The 16,697-nt window shown below is 42.1% G+C and carries 14 protein-coding genes and 1 tRNA gene; 2 read left to right on the top strand and 13 right to left on the bottom strand.

Annotated features, from left to right (window positions below):
* The first annotated feature begins 1 nt into the window (after position 1).
* A complete protein-coding gene (locus tag D8991_RS07185; RefSeq protein ID WP_120489455.1) occupies positions 2-1,552 on the top strand; it encodes an SGNH/GDSL hydrolase family protein in 1,551 nt (516 codons plus the stop codon).
* 196 nt (positions 1,553-1,748) lie between these two features.
* Here the strand turns inward: D8991_RS07185 and D8991_RS07190 are convergent, their stop codons facing one another.
* From D8991_RS07190 to D8991_RS07250, 13 genes are all read right to left on the bottom strand, one after another.
* Positions 1,749-3,311: a peptidoglycan DD-metalloendopeptidase family protein gene (locus tag D8991_RS07190; protein WP_120489456.1), complete on the bottom strand. Its 1,563-nt coding sequence runs from the start codon at positions 3,309-3,311 to the stop codon at positions 1,749-1,751.
* The gene (locus D8991_RS07195; protein ID WP_120489457.1) at positions 3,308-4,084 is read right to left on the bottom strand and encodes a DUF4292 domain-containing protein; all 777 of its coding nucleotides are present in this window, start codon (positions 4,082-4,084) and stop codon (positions 3,308-3,310) included. Before D8991_RS07195 ends, D8991_RS07190 begins: the two co-directional genes overlap by 4 nt.
* A 78-nt stretch (positions 4,085-4,162) precedes the next feature.
* Entirely contained in the window at positions 4,163-5,179 is a 1,017-nt protein-coding gene (locus tag D8991_RS07200) for a sugar phosphate nucleotidyltransferase (protein WP_120489458.1), read from the bottom strand.
* Positions 5,180-5,269: 90 nt separating this feature from the next.
* Positions 5,270-6,943, bottom strand: coding sequence for a 2-succinyl-5-enolpyruvyl-6-hydroxy-3-cyclohexene-1-carboxylic-acid synthase (gene menD, locus D8991_RS07205; RefSeq protein WP_120489459.1), 1,674 nt, complete (start codon positions 6,941-6,943; stop codon positions 5,270-5,272).
* A gap of 3 nt (positions 6,944-6,946) precedes the next feature.
* The gene (locus tag D8991_RS07210; protein ID WP_120489460.1) at positions 6,947-7,273 is read right to left on the bottom strand and encodes an SUF system Fe-S cluster assembly protein; all 327 of its coding nucleotides are present in this window, start codon (positions 7,271-7,273) and stop codon (positions 6,947-6,949) included.
* Between the two features lie 15 nt (positions 7,274-7,288).
* Positions 7,289-7,987 carry a 3'-5' exonuclease gene (locus D8991_RS07215; protein WP_120489461.1) on the bottom strand — a complete coding sequence of 233 codons (699 nt, stop codon included), beginning with the start codon at positions 7,985-7,987 and terminating at the stop codon, positions 7,289-7,291.
* A gap of 4 nt (positions 7,988-7,991) precedes the next feature.
* Complete coding sequence (locus tag D8991_RS07220) at positions 7,992-8,522, bottom strand: Crp/Fnr family transcriptional regulator (RefSeq protein ID WP_162926746.1); 531 nt, start codon at positions 8,520-8,522, stop codon at positions 7,992-7,994.
* Between the two features lie 215 nt (positions 8,523-8,737).
* Positions 8,738-9,916, bottom strand: a complete 1,179-nt coding sequence (locus tag D8991_RS07225; protein WP_120489463.1) for an ABC transporter permease — start codon at positions 9,914-9,916, stop codon at positions 8,738-8,740.
* Positions 9,917-9,923: 7 nt separating this feature from the next.
* Positions 9,924-10,886 carry an HlyD family secretion protein gene (locus D8991_RS07230; RefSeq protein WP_120489464.1) on the bottom strand — a complete coding sequence of 321 codons (963 nt, stop codon included), beginning with the start codon at positions 10,884-10,886 and terminating at the stop codon, positions 9,924-9,926.
* A 47-nt stretch (positions 10,887-10,933) separates the two neighbouring features.
* Positions 10,934-12,334, bottom strand: a complete 1,401-nt coding sequence (locus D8991_RS07235) for a TolC family protein (RefSeq protein ID WP_120489465.1) — start codon at positions 12,332-12,334, stop codon at positions 10,934-10,936.
* Between the two features lie 82 nt (positions 12,335-12,416).
* Entirely contained in the window at positions 12,417-13,463 is a 1,047-nt protein-coding gene (locus D8991_RS07240; protein ID WP_120489736.1) for an MBL fold metallo-hydrolase, read from the bottom strand.
* A gap of 93 nt (positions 13,464-13,556) precedes the next feature.
* Positions 13,557-13,629: transfer RNA gene (locus D8991_RS07245), tRNA-Phe, on the bottom strand.
* A gap of 120 nt (positions 13,630-13,749) precedes the next feature.
* Positions 13,750-14,955 (bottom strand): RsmB/NOP family class I SAM-dependent RNA methyltransferase, encoded by a 1,206-nt coding sequence (locus tag D8991_RS07250; protein WP_120489466.1) that lies wholly within the window; start codon positions 14,953-14,955, stop codon positions 13,750-13,752.
* Between the two features lie 460 nt (positions 14,956-15,415).
* Here D8991_RS07250 and D8991_RS07255 point away from each other — a divergent pair, with 460 nt between their 5' ends.
* Positions 15,416-16,684, top strand: a complete 1,269-nt coding sequence (locus D8991_RS07255) for a M64 family metallopeptidase (RefSeq protein WP_245957204.1) — start codon at positions 15,416-15,418, stop codon at positions 16,682-16,684.
* Positions 16,685-16,697: the final 13 nt, after the last annotated feature.

The raw sequence follows: 16,697 nt of genomic DNA on the forward strand, positions 1-16,697 counted from the left end.
TATGAAAAAGATAATTATCAGTACGGCAATAGCAGCTGTATTCCTGTCTGTACAAAGCTGTAACAGTACAGACTTTGACCAAGATGTAGCAGATATAAAAGTAACTAACGGCGATGCAGATTTTAGCAGATATATCGCGCTCGGAAACTCGCTAACCTCTGGTTATAGAGACGGTGCGCTCTATATAGACGCACAGAACGAGTCTTACCCGAACATCATCGCCCAACAGATGAAACTTGCAGGAGGAGGAGAGTTTAAACTCCCTTTAATGGCGGATAATAACGGGGGAATTGTAGTTGGAGCGGATGTTATCCAGCCTACGAAACTCTATATTCAGTCGTTTATCAAGGGCTCGCCTGTCATTAGCAAAGTAGATGCGGTTCCTACGACCTCACTTACAGCTCCACTCTCTGGTGGCTTTGGAAATATGGGGGTACCAGGAGCAAAATCCTTCCACTTAGTAGCAGAGGGCTACGGAAATTTGGCTAATGTAGCTTCTGGCAAGGCAAATCCTTATTTTGTTCGCTTTGCCTCTTCTGCATCTACCAGCGTTTTAAAAGATGCTGTGGCACAAAAGCCTACATTTTTCTCGCTTTGGATTGGAAATAACGATGTCCTCAGCTATGCGACGAGTGGAGGCGTAGGAACCAACCAAACCGGCAATTATAATGCGGCCACCTACGGCAGTAATGACATCACAGACCCAAAAGTACTCGCAGGAAGCATAAAAGCAATAGTAGAGGGAATGAGAGCAGCGGGCGCAAGCAAGGGAGTGGTGGCCAATATCCCTTCGGTAACGGACATACCTTTCTTTACAACGATACCGTATAACCCAGTACCATTAACTAAAGAAAATGCAGCGGTAATTAACGGAGGACTTGGAAGATTGACCCCTATATTAAAGGTATTAAAAGCTGATGGCAGGCTTCAAACCTTGAAAGAAGGGCAAAATCCTGTATTGATTAAGGATGAATCTCTCAAAGACCTTTCAAAGCCGATAAGTTTTATGCTCAAACAGAGTGGAATCCCAGCTGAACTCGCTAATTTCCTTGGGGATACTTTCGGACAGGCAAGGCACGCGACCAGTGAGGACTTAATTCTCCTCACTACAAAGGCAGAAATAGGCACACCAGTAACGCTCCCAAGCACAATACCCGCAACTTATGCAAATATGCTGAACAAACACGGAATAACCTATCCTTTGGATGACAAATATGTGCTTACAAAGGCTGAAATTGAGGAAATAAAGACCGCAACTACAGCTTATAATGCCGCAATAAAGTCCCTCGCTGATGAATATAACCTCGCTTTCGTAGATGCTAATGCTAAAATGGTGGAGCTTGGAAAAAATTCGGGCATTAAATGGGATGGAGTAAATTACTCTGCGAAATTCATTACTGGTGGAGCGTTTTCATTAGATGGTGTTCACCTCACAGGCAGGGGCTATGCCATTATCGGCAATGAATTTATAAAAGCGATTAATGCAAAGTACAACTCTACCCTCCCACAAGTAAATCCTAATAAGTATTCAGGGGTTACCTTCCCAAAGTAGAATAGCTTTTTTATCATTTGTGTTAAATTTGAGCCTTGCAGCTGGTAACAGTTGCGGGGCTTTTTATTCCTCTCGTAATGACTGGAAATAGTATTATCCCTTTCTTTTTATTTAATTTATCTTTTATCTAACCTGTAAAAATATGTCCGAGCCTTTCAGCTCGGACAGTATAAGGTATATATATCATCAGCTTTTACTATCGGGCTACCCATCCCAATGGGTCAAGAGGATTTTTACCATCCCATATCTGGAAATCTAAGGTATGAGAGCCATCGTAATCCTCAGCTATGGTTCCAATAACTGTCCCGGCGGAAACCTTTTGCCCTGCAGAAACCCGAGTAGAACTCAGATTTGAATAAATGGTAAAGTAGTTTCCGTGCCTTACCATTACATTTTTCGTACCTCCTTCTACGAAGACTTTGCTCACCTCTCCTGGGAAAACACATTTGGCAGAAGTGCCTGGAGGTACGGAGATTTTAATCCCGATATTCTCCTCTATAATATTCTTAAAAACAGGATGAGGACGCTTCCCGAAGTAATGGGTAATCGTCCCCCTATCCACTGGGAAACCAATACGCCCACGGTTCTCGGCAAAGTTGCTCCCCGCTACGGCACCCACACCAAAGCTGGTCATTGTCTTGGCTTCGGCAGCTTTTTTGGCTTCTTCGTTTTTCTTAGCAAGTTCAGCTTCATTTTTCCTTGCGAGCAAGGCTTTCTCTTCTGCTGCTTTTCTCCTATCTTCTGCTTCTTTTGCTTCCTTTTCAGCGGCTATACGGCGCTCCTCTGCTCGTGCGCTGGCATCTGCTTTTGCAGCTTCCTCGGCTTTCTTCTTTGCATCTTCCAGTTTTTTTCTTTCAAGCTCCGCAAGCCTTTTGGCTTCAGCTTCGGCTTTTGCTTTCTCTCGTGCTGCCTCTTCCAGCTTTCTTCTGTTCTCTGCCTCTATTCTTGCTTTCTCTTTTTCGGCTGCAATCTTCGCAAGGCGAATTTTCTCTTCTCTCTCCTTGCGCTCCGCTTCTTCCTTAGCCTTTGCGATTCGTATTTCTTCAGCAATAATCGCTCTTATCTTTGCCTCAAGCGCTTTTGATTCCCTCTGCTTCTGATGAATCTCAGCAGTGAGCTTTACTTCATTCTTCTTAAACTCTGCAAGGAGATCCTCCCGCTGCTTTCGCTCTACCTCTATCGTTAGGAGTTCTTTCTTTTGATTGGTGAGGAGCTGCTCTTTATCTTTTACGATTTTCTGACGGGCTTCTATCGTTTGTCTTAGCTGCTCTGCTACACCCATAATCTCCGCAGCTTTGTTCTCCTGATAATTTGAATAGCTCTTTAAATATTGTACGCGGCGCAATGCCTGTCCGAGGTTTTTCGCAGAGAGAATAAAGGTTACCTTATTCTGAACGCCCTTGTTCTTATATGCCTTTACCAATACATCTGCATAGTTTTTTCGGATGACCTCAAGCTCTTTTTTCTGGCGATTGATTTCTAATTGTTTCAGGTAGATATCCTCTTCCAAAATTTTCTTTTCTTTCTGGGTATTGTTCACAACCTTCTCCCGAAGTACAATTTTTTTATTGACTTCATTGAGGTAAGTGAGCGAAAGTTTCGCTTCTTTCTTAGTTTCAGCTAAGTTTTTATTGATTTCAGCAATTTGCTTTTTGAGCTCTGCATTTTGTCTTTGAAGTTCTTCCTTTCTTTTCTGAGTTTGACTAAAAGCTGAAAGGGAGAATAATGCAATGATGAGGAGACTTATTCTTTTTATCATTTAATCTCGATTTTAGTGTAGTTAGAAGGCACAGAATAGGGTGTTTCCATCTTGTTGAAGTCAAATTTCGTATTTTCTATACGAATCTGACCATTTTTTTCTCCTTTTATAATTATTTTAACAGTCTTTGGGAGGCGTAATGAGCCGTAATCTGCCCAATTTTCATAATAAACTTCGAGCTGATTGCCCTTGCCAGAAACTTCTCTCAGATCAATTTTCTTTAAATCCAGTGCTGGGCTATATTCTAAGCTCATCTGATAATCAGAATCCTTAATTTTTTGAAGCTTTTTCGTCTTCAAACTAAAGCCAGAAGGAGTTTCATCCAGAATAAAATCGGCTTCATTGATGGGAACAAAGGTACGCCCAATCAGTAAACTCTGAAAAGCCTTATAATTGATAAAATCTACATTGAGCAAGTTATTCAGATAGCTAAAATCCGATTCTATATAGGTTTTATTCCACTTCTCATAGCCCTTTATCCCGTCCTCTGTAGCCACTCCTCGAGCTACATTAATGAATATTGCCGCAGCATTGAGCCAAACCTTTTTATCTTTTTCAATATAAATGGTTGCATCTATCATTGGGATAAACCTGCCCATATCTACACTAATCTGGCTGTTTATTTTAAGCTGCTCAAAGGTTTGTTCTTTCTTCATTTCCTTAAAAAAGGAAGTTGTGCTCACCTTCGGCTGGGCTTCCTTAGTCGTAGCCTGTCTTGTCTTACACGAAATAAGGAATATTGAAAGTAGGGATAAAAAGATATGTTTTTTCATTTGCTAAACTTAAAACAAGTTGAGAGTTCAAACCAATTTAAACTCTCAAACATTTTGTTGAACGGTATTTTCTGAATTTTATTGAGAAAGGAAATCAAGAACCGAGAAATCTCCCAAAGAAATCTCCCTTGCTACGCCGTAATACTGGGCATTATTCCCAATCATAGAATTGCTGAGGTTTCCGTGATTGATTATCGTCTTCTCCTGAATAAGCGAGGTTTCGATATTGGAATTAATCACCTTTGTACCCTTTCCAAGAGAGACATAAGGACCAATCTTAGAGTTAATAATCTCTACATTCTCGCCAATAAAGCACGGTGGAATGATAAGGCTGTTCTCAATCTTCGCAGAAGCGGGGTGCTTTGCCATATTGTTCTTTTCATATTCAAGGATTTTCCCATTGGTTTCCACTGTTGCGTTTTTATTACCGCAATCCATCCAGTCATCTACCTTTCCGAGGGAAAATTTAGCTCCTTTCTGTCTAAGGTTTTCAAGGGCTGCGGTAAGCTGGTACTCTCCTCCTGCTTTTATATCGTTATCTATAAGGTAGTTTATCTCTTTCATCAGGTTCTCTGCGGATTTAAAATAATAAATCCCAATGATTGCCAAATCTGAAACAAACACTTGAGGCTTTTCTATAAAGTCGGTGATAAAGCCATAATCATCTAATTTAACTACGCCAAAAGCAGATGGGTCTTCTACTTTTTTTACCCAGATAACGCCGTCTGAATTTTTATCTAATACAAAATCTGCACGGAAAAGCGTATCTGCAAAAGCTACGATAACATCTCCCTGCATAGATTTCTCTGCACATTTAATCGCGTGAGCCGTTCCAAGTGGCTCATCCTGAGTATAGACAGAGCCTTTTGCACCGAGACTTTCCGCAATATGGATAAGAGAATCCACCACTTCCTGACCAAAATCTCCGATAATAAATGCGATTTCTTCTATGGGTTCGCCCGCTACTTTGGCAATATCTTCTACCAACCTTTGTACGATAGGCTTGCCTGCAATAGGGATTAGGGGCTTAGGAACGGTTAAAGTATGGGGTCTTAGTCGGGAGCCTCGCCCTGCCATTGGCACTATAATCTTCATATCTTTTATAAATTTAAACTTATATTTTTATGCTCGGCAAAAGTATAAAAAAATATACTTGAGCCTGTCCTTTATTATATGATATATATCCTATGAATTAAGATATTCAAAGTATTGCTTCAGAATATCGGCATTGTTTTGTTCGCCCGTCATTACCTCTAATATTTTTGGTTGGGCATCTGGCTTGAAGAAATTATCGAGAATGCGCTCAAGTGTTACTTCATCTTCTGCTTTTGCATAGCTGAAACCAAAGTGTTTTGCCAGATGTTCAGCGGTTTTATTATGCTTCGTTGTGATAAATTCTTCCAATACATTTTCATTTGCCTGCGTAGGACCAGGGATAATCTTAAAGATATTCCCCTCAGAATTATTAAATAAAATAATCCTCGTAAAGGGTGGGATATACTGGTTCCACAGTGCATTAATGTCATAGAAAAAGCCCAAATCTCCTGTAACGAGCAGTGTAGGTTCTGGGTTCTTCATAGCATATCCCATAGCCGTAGAGGTGCAGCCTTCTATACCGCTCACGCCTCTGTTGCAACTGATGCGGTAGTTTTGGAAATCAAACAGCTGGGCATAGCGAATCGCCGAGGAGTTTGAGAAATGAATATGATAATTCTCTGGGACTTTTAGCGGTAAGATGCTGAATAAATAATAGTCCGAAAAGCCTATTTTCTCCGTATATTCTAAATGTTTGGCATCTTTCTTTTCTTTAAGAGATTCCCAGAGATTGTAGTAAGCGCTCGGTTCAAGGCTGATTCTCTGCAAGAGATTTGAAAAGAATACCTCTGGCTTTGCTTTCACTTTCTCGGTGAGGCAGAAGTAAGTATCAGGGTGCCAATGCTCATCTATATGCCAATGTTTCTCTGGTTGTGCCTTTCTCAGAAACTGTTTTACCTTTTTTGAGACGATATTCTGACCTACGGTAATGAGCAAATCGGGTGCGAAGTGCTTATAATCTTCCTCATTAAAACCGAAGATATATCGGTCTGTATGACTAAAAAACTTGGGATGATGAAGGTTAGAATTCGCTTCGGTGAGGACCACCGCCGAATGATTTTTCACCAGCTGTGCGAGCTGAGCTTCCAGCTCCTCAGTATAGGGGCGTGTACCTACGAGTATCAGGATTCGCTTTGCGAGGTTCCACTCGGCTACGAGGCTCGCAGGGAGGTCATATTTCCTCTTGGGGATTGTATTTTCTACTGAGGGGAAATAAGGAATTTCTTCTGAGAACAAATACAAAGGTTCCTTTAATGGAATATTAATATGCACTGGACCTTGCTTCTCGAAGCAGAGTTCCACTGCGGTTTTTATCGCGTTGAAGTTATATTCATCGGCATTATCTTCATCATCATCCAAAAGCTGAAAATCTCCAAAAGAATGCTGCTGATAGAGATTTTGCTGCCGTATGGTTTGCCCATCGAATATATCCACAAAATCATTTGGTCTATCAGCGGTTATTAAAATGAGCGGGATGTTTTGGTAGAAAGCCTCTGTAACGGCGGGGTAATAATTAGCCGCCGCCGAGCCACTGGTACAGGTAACCGCTACGGGCATTCGGGTGCTTTTTGCCATTCCGAGGGCTACGAAAGCGGCAGACCTCTCATCTACAATGCTGAAACAATTAAAGAAATCGGTCTCGGCGAAGTGTATTGCTATCGGAGCATTGCGCGAGCCTGGTGAGATTACAGCGTCTGAAATTCCATATTCTTTAAGGATATGTGCCAGAATCTGCACACTTCTTTTGGTGGAATATCTTTTCATTCGTTAGAGCATTCCCAGTTCAAATTTCGCTTCCTCGCTCATCATTTCTTTATTCCAAGCGGGCTCGAAGGTAAGGTCGAGCGCTACATCATTCACACCCTCTACTTCGCCTACTTTTTCTTTTACCTCTGCGGGCAGGGATTCTGCCACAGGACAGTTGGGCGTGGTAAGGGTCATTACGACTTTTACATCGCCTTCTTCGGAGATTTGTACATCATAAATTAATCCCAATTCATAGATGTCTACTGGGATTTCTGGGTCATAAACGGTTTTAAGTGTCCTGATAATATTCTCGCCGAGCTCGGCGATTTGTTCGTCTGTATATTTCATTTTCTAAAAATTATTTTAGTCTCCGCTGCGTTTCAGTAGGTCTTCCTGCCGAAGCCGTCGGAAAATATTCGCCAAAGTTAATACATCTTTTTCACAATAGGCTACTATCCTTGGCAAATCTCGCTCTTTGTAATAGATTTCTGCTACCATAGAGCCGTCTATATCGTCCTTTGGAGTGGGCACATTGAAGATATGCGCCATCAGCTCCAGAGAGATGAAGCTCTTATAATCGCCAAATTTCCATAGCTCCATTGTATCAAGGTGTGGGATTTCCCAAGGTTTCTTCCCGAACATTTGGAAGGGTACGGGCGGTTCCATCCCATTGATGAGGAAGCGGCGGGCTACCCACGGGAAGTCAAACTCCTTACCGTTGTGTGCGCAGAGGATTACATTCATCAGCCTTGGGCTATTGAAGATTTGACCAAACTCATCCAGCAGATTTTTTTCATCATTGCTGGAGAAACTTCTGATTTTGAGCCTCTCGTTTCTATCCACCATCCCTACGGAAATACAGACAATCTTGCCAAATTCTGCCATTACGCCCGCTCTTTCAGGGTAATAGTCCCCCGCCGAGATTTCTTCTCGCCTTTGGGAGAGGGTCTTTTTTGCCCAGAGTTTTTGGGTAGTTTCGGGGAGGTCTTCCCAGTTTTCGCACTGCGGTACGGTTTCTATATCAAGGAAGAGGATGCGCTCGATGGGGATATTTTTAATCATTTGCCTATTTCTGATTTCTGATTCTGCTCAGGGTTTCCTGCGTAATGCCGAGGAAAGACGCGATATCGCCCAACGGAGCTCGGAGGAGTATGCTGGGGTTTTCTGCCAAGAGGGCATTGTATTTATCTCTGGCAGTCATATACTGGAAGTACGCCAGCCTTTTATTTTTCTCTAAAATAATGTCTTGTAGGATGTATCTCGTGAAGTTCGCCACCGTAAGAGACACCTTGCAGCGCTCATCAAGCTGGGTATAGTTGCAGTACCTCACGCGGGTGTTTTCCAGTGCCTCAATATCGTAGATGGATGCCTCGCGCTCAGCGAAGTTAATAATCGGACTAAGCACGCTGCCCTCCACATAGAATCCTGCGGTAATATCCTTCCCCTGCTCGTAATAAAAGGTGCGGAGCAGCCCTTCCTCTACAAAATAGACATTCTGCTGATGGCTCCCTGCAGCGGAGAGCACCTCGCCTTTTTTAATCGATTTTTCTTGGGTATAGTCGTCCAGAAATGCCTTTATATCAGTGTCGTTAGACATTATGGAAGTTAATTTCTCTTGGAGCGTCATTGGTGATTATTTCCACAAAAATAGATATTTTTCTTTTGTATGGACGATTTCTACACTACCTTTTTCTACTTATCTGAGCATTAAATAATATTAAAAGGGTTTCTGTCCCCTATTAGAAACAGAAGCCTCCCGGCAAGGTGCGGGGAGACTTCATTAACACAAACAATATGATGAAAAATATCATTCTATGATGTTTCAAGGTGGGTTTTATCCGCCTTAAAGAGGCTTTTAACCTTAACTTTCAGTGCAATCCACCCCAACAAAAAGTAGATGAACGACTGCGCAAGGAGCTGTAGATAGAAGCCATTGGTAAGGCTGCTCTCGCCCTTCTGTATCAGCAATATTTTCAGCGCCTCTAAGTAGGGCGTGAGCGGGATAATATTCGTTAAATACCTCAGCGCAGTGGGCATAGAATAGACAGGCCAAGTAAATCCGCTGACGATAAAAGCAGGCGAAGCGATCACCATCAGTACCTGAGTAGCCTTTAGCGGGTCAGGTACGAGGATACTGACGAAGACCCCAAGGTTGCACGCTGCTAAAACGAAAACTGCGGTTACCCCAAAGAAATGCAACGGATCTTCGGGAGTAGGCAGCTTAAAGAATAAGCTGAACACATAGAATACCAAGAGATTAAAGATGGAGAAAATCCATACTGGCAGGCTTTTGATCGCCATAATAAGTGCGGTATATCGCTGCTTTCCATTAAAGTCCGTGATGAAGCTCGTACGCTTGAAATCCTCTGAAAATGAGACCGCCATAGCCAAAAGAATCACTTGTTGCAAGACGACCGCCATTAGCGGTGGCCACATAAATACGAGGTAGTTGCTCGTGGTGTTATAGAGGGTGATGTAGTTCGTCTTGAAGGGCTCCATCTGAGATTTTGCCTGCTCGGAAGACATCCCCCTGCGCTGCAGTGCTTTTATCTCTGCCCCTGCGGAAAATGTACCGAGTGTAATTTGGATTGCCTTAGAGGCAAAATTACCCGTGAGCACATTGGAAGTGTTGATATATACATTGATTTCTGGGTATTTCTTTTGGAGCATCATCGCCTCAAAACGCTCGGGGATGATGACTACTGCGGCGGCATTCTGGCGAATGACCTCAGCGGAGACCTCCTTCGGTATTTGGCTGTAATGGATGAGCCTTAGGGAGGAATTGTCCTCCAACATATCTACGACCTGCTGTGCAGTAGGCGTTTTATCAGCATTCACGAGCAAAACGGGGATTTCGGTTACTTTACCCTCCTTATAGGTAAAGCCGATGAGGAGCGCATAAGCAATCGGAGCGAGGAAAAAGACCGAAAGCAGGGTTTTATTGGTAAGGAAGAGCCTGAACTCTCTTTTGATTAATGCTAAAATTCCCATCTTATCTCTATTCTAAAATCACACTTGAATTGACCAATAAGGTATTTGCCTTTGCCTTATCTGTTGGGATCACTTTCAGCTCATAGACCGCATCTTGAGGCTCAAAATCTGGGAAGGCAGAGGTAATATCTGCGTATTTTGTGAGCTGCTTAACCGCCACAATCTTACCCGAGATACGGTGGTTTCCGTAGGTTGATTTTATCTGAACGGTTTGTCCGTTCCTGTATTTCTCCATTTTGCTTTCGGGGATGGTAAAGCGGAAATAGGTGGATTTGGGCACATAGCCATTGAAGAGTGGATAGCCCGCCGTAGCCAGCTCGCCTTTGTGAAGGGAGATGGTCTCAATTTCCATATCGCTGGTCGCAATGACATACCGCTCGGAGTAGGCAGTTCGCGCCTCCTGAAGCACGCCAAGTGCCTGCTCGGCTTGTCCTTGTGCCATTTCCACTTTCTCGAATCTTGTGCCTGTTTCCACATCGTGGAGCTCGGCATTTACCGCATCGAGCTGTGCTTTTGCCCCTTGATATTTAGCAAAAATCTCATCATAGCTCTGTGGAGACATCAGGCTGTCATTAAACATATTCTGTGCTCGCTGGTAGGATTTTCTGGCATAATCATACTGCTCTTGCAAACCCTTTTGCTTGGCTCTGAGCTGGGTAAGTTGGTCTTTTGTAGCTCCATTCTTTGCCATTTTCACTTGGGCAAGGGCAGCTTCTGAAACTCCCTTTGCCTGAGCCATCTTTGCAGACACTTCAGGGATGTCAATCTTCGCAAGGGTATCGCCAGCTTTTACGGTTTGCCCTTCTTCTACATAGATTTCAAGTATCCTGCCCGTAACTTTCGGTGCAAAGGAAATGACTTCTTTTTTGGTTTTCCCATCAAAGCCTTTTTCATTGTTCTGCAGGTTCTTTCCACAGGAAACCAAAGACAAAAGAGCGAAAAGGATGAGCATTTTACTGATATTTTTCATTTTGTTTGTTGTTAATTTTATGATGAATGAATGATAATACTGAGGTTTTATAATTTATTTAAGTCTAAACTCTGGGTAGATTTCATAAGCTCTACGGCATTTCTCCTCTGGTTGAAGATAGCGGTTTTGTATTCTAATTCTGCATTTTGGAAATCGGTTTCTGCATCTATCAAATCGGAGGATTTTTTGGTTCCATAGCGGAATTCTTTCTCTACATTCTCAAGAGCCGTTCGTGCAATGCTTCTGGCTTTATCTTTCAGATTGATTTGCGCATTTGAAATCTCATAATTGGTTTGATTATTCGCAAGATTGAGTTTGAGTTTTCGCTCGGCATCTGCTTTTTTATTGATTAGGATTTCTTTATTAATGTTCGCTTCTTTTATAGCGGTTTTACCTTCGTTTCCATCAAAAATCTCCCATTTAAAACCTATTCCCGCTTGGAAGATGGGGAAAATATTCAGGTTTGAAGGGTTTAAATCCAGCTTCTTTCCTAAGCCGTAGAGGGTTTCTTTGGAGGTGGAGATATGGTTGCTATAAAGTCCCGCGTAGGACAATGATGCCAGCGCCTGCACTTTGGGAACCCACCACCTTCTTTCAGCTTGGATTTTATATTCTGAGGCTTTGATGCCGTGCTCCAATGCTTTCAGCTCGGCTCTATTGCTAATATCCTGACTTTCCAAAGTATAAAGCACAGGCTGAAGCTCTGGAGAGAGCTCCATAAGCCTTTCCTTTTCTATACCTGTAAGAATTTGAAGCTGAGTAATGACGAGGGCTTTCTTCCCTTCATATTCTACGATTTTGGAATCTAATACCGCCTGTGCAAGCTCGATTTTCTTATGGTCATAAGGTGTAATCAGTCCATATCCAAGGGCTTTATCGGCAGTTTTTCGGTTGATATCCAATCGTTTTTTACTTTCCTCCAAGACTTTTCTGGCTTCCTCTAAAAGGGCAAGCTGGTCGTAAGCCTTTGAAATAGTGGTAACGATATCATCTTTTGTCTTCTCCATCATCTGCTCTTCGGAGAGAGCTTTTTCAGCATTTGCTTGTTTCAAATACTTGACTTTACCACCAGAATAGAGCACCATAGAGGCTTCTGCCTTTGCCAGCGAGGAAATACCCGAAATATTGAGATTATTAGAATAGTCGGGAATGGTTTTCCCTGGGAACAATTTCGGGATTGGGGGAAGATGGATTTCAGGAGTGGTATATCCTACCGAAGTATACATATAGCCCGCTTTGCCAGAAATATCCAGCTTTGGGAGGAAGATGTCTTTTAGTTTTTCATCATTAAGAGCAGTGAGTTTGTTTTGAAGTTGCTGCTCATTAAGGGTTCCATCAATAGCAAGAGCCTTATCTACAAGCTCCTGCAAAGTGGGAGGGACAGCCTGAGAAAATCCTAAGAAAGGAAACATCAGGAGAGCCCCTAACCAGCTTTTGTTATTCTTCATCTTGTTTGTTGTTAATTGCGGGTGCAAAAGTATAGTAGCTGAGCAGGACAATCTTTTGACAAATATCAAAATCTTTGAGCGATTAGAAGGCTTCTACCCTACCAATTTTAGGGGTGAGGAGATGGATTTCCGGTTCTGTTTCCTGAATTTTCTTAATGGTTTCAAGAGGTTCCTGCCAAGAATGTTTGGCGAGTTCAAATTTGGAATTATGCCCAGTGAAATAGAGCTTTGCACCGAGCTCTTTCATCACTTTTGGAAGTTCATAGGGCTGCGTATGGATGTGCTTCCAGTCTTCATCATACTGACCGTTTTCCAAAATAGCAAAATCTATATTCGGAAACTGTGCTCCGATACGAGAAAAATGCTTTCCGTAGCCACTATCTCCACCTACATAGACGGTTTTATCCTGAGCTTGCAACATAAATGAACCCCAGAGGGTTTTGGTAGGTAAAAGACCACGACCAGAGAAATGTCTGGTAGGCAAGCAAGTGATTTTCATATCGAGAAGGGAGGTTTCTTCATCCCAATCAAGCTCAGTAATCTGCTCTGGACTAAAACCCCAATACTCCAAATGGGAACCTACACCGAGCGGACAAAGTATTTTGGAGATACGGCCTTTAAGCTCCTTTATCGCTTTATAATCCAAGTGATCCCAGTGGTCGTGGGTGATAATCAAAAGGTCTATATTGGGAATATCATTAGTGGAATAGTTGTATTCGGCATCAAAAGGTTTTACCATAAAGAATAGGGGTGAGGCTTCATTAAACACAGGGTCTATGAGGAGGTTTTTATCATCTAACCGAATGAAATAGGAGGAGTGCCCGAACCAGACCATAGAATTATTGGGGATATTGCTGAGATTGGTCTTTTCGGCAGGTACTTTGGTGGTAGGTTTTGAGCTTTTAGCCTTTTTAAAAAGATACTCGTATAGGGATTGAATGAAGGATTTATCCGATGTGAGCTGTGGGGTATGCTCCAAGTTTACGAACTTACCATTTTTATAGTTAGGTGAGGCTTCTATACGCTTTAATCGCTCACCAGAGGGGAGTTTCCCGAATTTTGGAGTGTTGAGAAAGAGGACAATCCCAACGATAAGGAGGGATAAAAGCACGGAGATGATGTATAGCATTTTTTTTAAGATTTTAAGCATTATAAGGTTGTCTATATATAAAAGAAAAACTTCCCAAAACGGATGTTTCGAGAAGTTGGGGCTATTTTTCAGTGGTTTCTCCAGGAATCGAACCAGGGACACACGGATTTTCAGTCCGTTGCTCTACCAACTGAGCTAAGAAACCATCGCTTTTAGCGGTGCAAATATAGAATTTTCTTATTTCCCTCCAAAATTTATTTATTAAAAAGGTGATAAATATATTTTAACCCATTGGTTTTAATATTAAAAAAAACTTTATACTCGCCTATTCGTTGCGCTGGAGGAGTGCCATATAGAAGCCATCGTAGCCTGAGCTGGGGAAGAGGGTTTGGTCAGAGAGGAGGGAGAAATTGGGGTTGTTTTGGAGGAAAAGCTCGACTTGCTGGTTGTTTTCTGAGGGGAGAATGGAGCAAGTGGCATAGATCATCTGCCCCCCTACTTTGAGCATCTTTGAGTACTGGTGGAGGATTTGTTTTTGCTCGTTTTGTATTCTATTAATAAAGTCAAGGTCTATTTTCCATTTGGTATCGGGGTTTCTTTTGAGGACGCCGAGACCGGAGCAGGGAGCGTCTATAAGGAGTTTATCGGCAGTGTTGTGAAGTCGCTTGATGACTTTATTATCCGAAATAAGGCGGGTCTCTATATTATGGGCTCCTGCACGCTTTGCTCTTCGTTTGAGCTCGGCGAGTTTCCAATCGAAGATATCAAGGGCGATGATTTGTCCTTTATTCTTCATCAGAGCAGAGATATGGAGGGTTTTCCCACCTGCACCAGCACAGGCATCGATGATGCGCTCGCCTTCTTTTGGATTAAGGAGGTGAGCGATGGTTTGAGAACTGGCATCTTGAACCTCAAACAGTCCGTTTTTGAAAGCTGAGGTGAGGAAGACATTTTTTTTCTCTTCGAGCTGTACGGCATCGGGGTGATTTTTTAGGGTAAAAGCCTTGACGCCCTCATCTGCAAGGATGGAGACGAGGTTTTGAGGAGAGGTTTTGAGGGTATTGGTGCGGAGGACGGTGGGAGCTTGCTCGTTGAGGGCTTTTGCCTCGCGTTCCCAGCTATTGCCGAGCTGATTTTGGAGGGTTTCAGCGAGCCACTCGGGCAAGGAATACTCAATAGCCTTAGTTGGGACGGTGTTTTTCTCCAATTTTCGGAGGATATCGGAGATTTTAATGCCAGAAAACTCATCAAACTTCTTGTAGTGGGTTTTTGACCAAAGGAGGTAGGCTAAGATGAGTTTGTAGAGGTTTGAGGGCTTTACCCCCTCGCCCATATAGTACTCGAGGCGCTTTTTCCAGCGGATGATGTTATAAAAAATCTCGGAGACGACGGCTCTGTCTTGGCTGCCCCACTTTTTATTGGCTTTGAGGAGGCGCTCGATGACTTTGTCGGCATATTTATTTTTCTCGAAAAAGGTTTCTGAGAGCGCAGTGTGGATTCCTATAAGGAGATTGCGGTGTATGAGTTCCATATTTAAAGTCTTATACTATTTAATAAGGTGCAAAAATACAATTTTTGGGGTCAGAGACCCTTTCTTTGGGGCATAGCCCCTTTTATTATTAAAATAATGGGGTTGGGGGGGGTATTTATGTCATTGATATTAAACAAATTGAGGATTTTGCAATTTTTATAGTTGATGATTAATTTTTTGTAGCGTATCTTTCATTTTTGCTAGTTGCAGCGCTAATCTTAGCGTTGATTTGTTGATTTAGATAGTCGTAGAGGCATTTTTACCCGTTGCATTAGCATTTTTGAGCGTTGCATTCGTATTTTTATACATTACACTGGTATTTTCACCTATTGCATTGATATTTTTTAGTCCGTTTTATTGAATTTTTCATAATGAAGATTAAATTTAGTCATTAGATATTAGGTTTTATATATATTTGTGGACTTTTAGAGATAAAAATATTTGAGTTATGATAAAGAAAATGGCTTTTATAACGTTTGGATTAGCATTAACGATGCTGACAGGACAGAAAGTGGATTTTGATACTTATTTTGAGAATGGGAGCCTGAGGATTGACTTTTTGCTGCACGGAAGCTACCAGAAACAAAGCATATCAATAGCACGGATGAAGAGAGAACCGCTGTTTGGCGGAGGGACATCTAACCAGTTGCTATATCCTGATTATGGGAATTATAGGTTCCAAGTGAGGGATAAGAAATCTGGTGAACTGATTTTTTCGAAAGGTTTTAGCCCGATATTCCAAGAATGGCAAGCGATGGAGGAAGCGAAGCGCATTAACAAAACCTTTGAAAATACGATGCTCATCCCCTTCCCGAAAGGGGAAATCATAGTAGATATACAGTACAGAGACATCTACGGCAACTTCCAGAGTACATTCCAAAGGGAAATAGACCCGAAACATTATTCTGTAACCCAAGAGAAAATAACCCCATACCCAGTAACGAAAATATATGATAACGGTAGCCCGAAACAGAAATTAGACCTCGCAATAATCGCCGAGGGATATACAGAAGCGGAAATGCCGAAATTCATTAGCGATGCAAAGAGGTTGGTGGATTATATGTTTACCATACCGCCATTTAACAAATACAAAGCTCAATTTAATGTGTATGCAGTGCAGAGCCCATCGTTAGAATCTGGAACCGATATCCCCGGTGAAGGCGTATATAAAAACACGATTCTGAACTCAAATTTCTACACTTTTGGAGAAGCGAGATATTTGACTTCTATGGACAACTTTAAACTCGCAGATATAGCGGCAAATGTACCTTATGACCAGCTGTATGTATTAGTAAATACACCGAGATACGGAGGAGGTGGCTTTTATAATGTCATCAACTTGGTATCGGTAGATAATGAGCTTTCGGATAAGGTGTTTGTGCACGAATTTGGGCACGGATTAGTAGGATTAGCAGATGAGTATTACAATGCTTCAATAGGCGGAAGTGAGTATTATAACCTGAATATTGAGCCTTGGGAAAAGAATATCACTACACTGATAGACTTTGATAAAAAATGGAAGAAAAAAGTGAAGAAAGGTACTCCCATCCCTACCCCAAGAACAAAAAAATATACAAAGACCATTGGTGCATTTGAAGGAGGCGGATATGTAGCAACAGGAGTGTACAGCCCTATGCAAGACTGCAGGATGAAATCTAACGAGCCTGAAGGCTTCTGCCCAGTATGCTCAGATGCAATAAATGAAATCATAGAGTTTTATACAAAATAAAACAGCATCAACA

The sequence above is a fragment of the Bergeyella cardium genome, assembly GCF_003614945.1.
Taxonomy (GTDB): Bacteria; Bacteroidota; Bacteroidia; order Flavobacteriales; family Weeksellaceae; genus Bergeyella_A; species Bergeyella_A cardium.

Bases quoted from the DNA above. Each gene is read 5' to 3' on its own strand.
- D8991_RS07200 (WP_120489458.1), bottom strand. From the start codon at position 5,179: ATGAAGATTATAGTGCCAATGGCAGGGCGAGGCTCCCGACTAAGACCC.
- D8991_RS07210 (WP_120489460.1), bottom strand. From the start codon at position 7,273: ATGAAATATACAGACGAACAAATCGCCGAGCTCGGCGAGAATATTATC.
- menD (WP_120489459.1), bottom strand. From the start codon at position 6,943: ATGAAAAGATATTCCACCAAAAGAAGTGTGCAGATTCTGGCACATATC.
- D8991_RS07225 (WP_120489463.1), bottom strand. From the start codon at position 9,916: ATGGGAATTTTAGCATTAATCAAAAGAGAGTTCAGGCTCTTCCTTACC.
- D8991_RS07235 (WP_120489465.1), bottom strand. From the start codon at position 12,334: ATGAAGAATAACAAAAGCTGGTTAGGGGCTCTCCTGATGTTTCCTTTC.
- D8991_RS07220 (WP_162926746.1), bottom strand. From the start codon at position 8,522: ATGTCTAACGACACTGATATAAAGGCATTTCTGGACGACTATACCCAA.
- D8991_RS07215 (WP_120489461.1), bottom strand. From the start codon at position 7,987: ATGATTAAAAATATCCCCATCGAGCGCATCCTCTTCCTTGATATAGAA.
- D8991_RS07255 (WP_245957204.1), top strand. From the start codon at position 15,416: ATGGCTTTTATAACGTTTGGATTAGCATTAACGATGCTGACAGGACAG.
- D8991_RS07195 (WP_120489457.1), bottom strand. From the start codon at position 4,084: ATGAAAAAACATATCTTTTTATCCCTACTTTCAATATTCCTTATTTCG.
- D8991_RS07240 (WP_120489736.1), bottom strand. From the start codon at position 13,463: ATGCTATACATCATCTCCGTGCTTTTATCCCTCCTTATCGTTGGGATT.
- D8991_RS07250 (WP_120489466.1), bottom strand. From the start codon at position 14,955: ATGGAACTCATACACCGCAATCTCCTTATAGGAATCCACACTGCGCTC.
- D8991_RS07190 (WP_120489456.1), bottom strand. From the start codon at position 3,311: ATGATAAAAAGAATAAGTCTCCTCATCATTGCATTATTCTCCCTTTCA.
- D8991_RS07185 (WP_120489455.1), top strand. From the start codon at position 2: ATGAAAAAGATAATTATCAGTACGGCAATAGCAGCTGTATTCCTGTCT.
- D8991_RS07230 (WP_120489464.1), bottom strand. From the start codon at position 10,886: ATGAAAAATATCAGTAAAATGCTCATCCTTTTCGCTCTTTTGTCTTTG.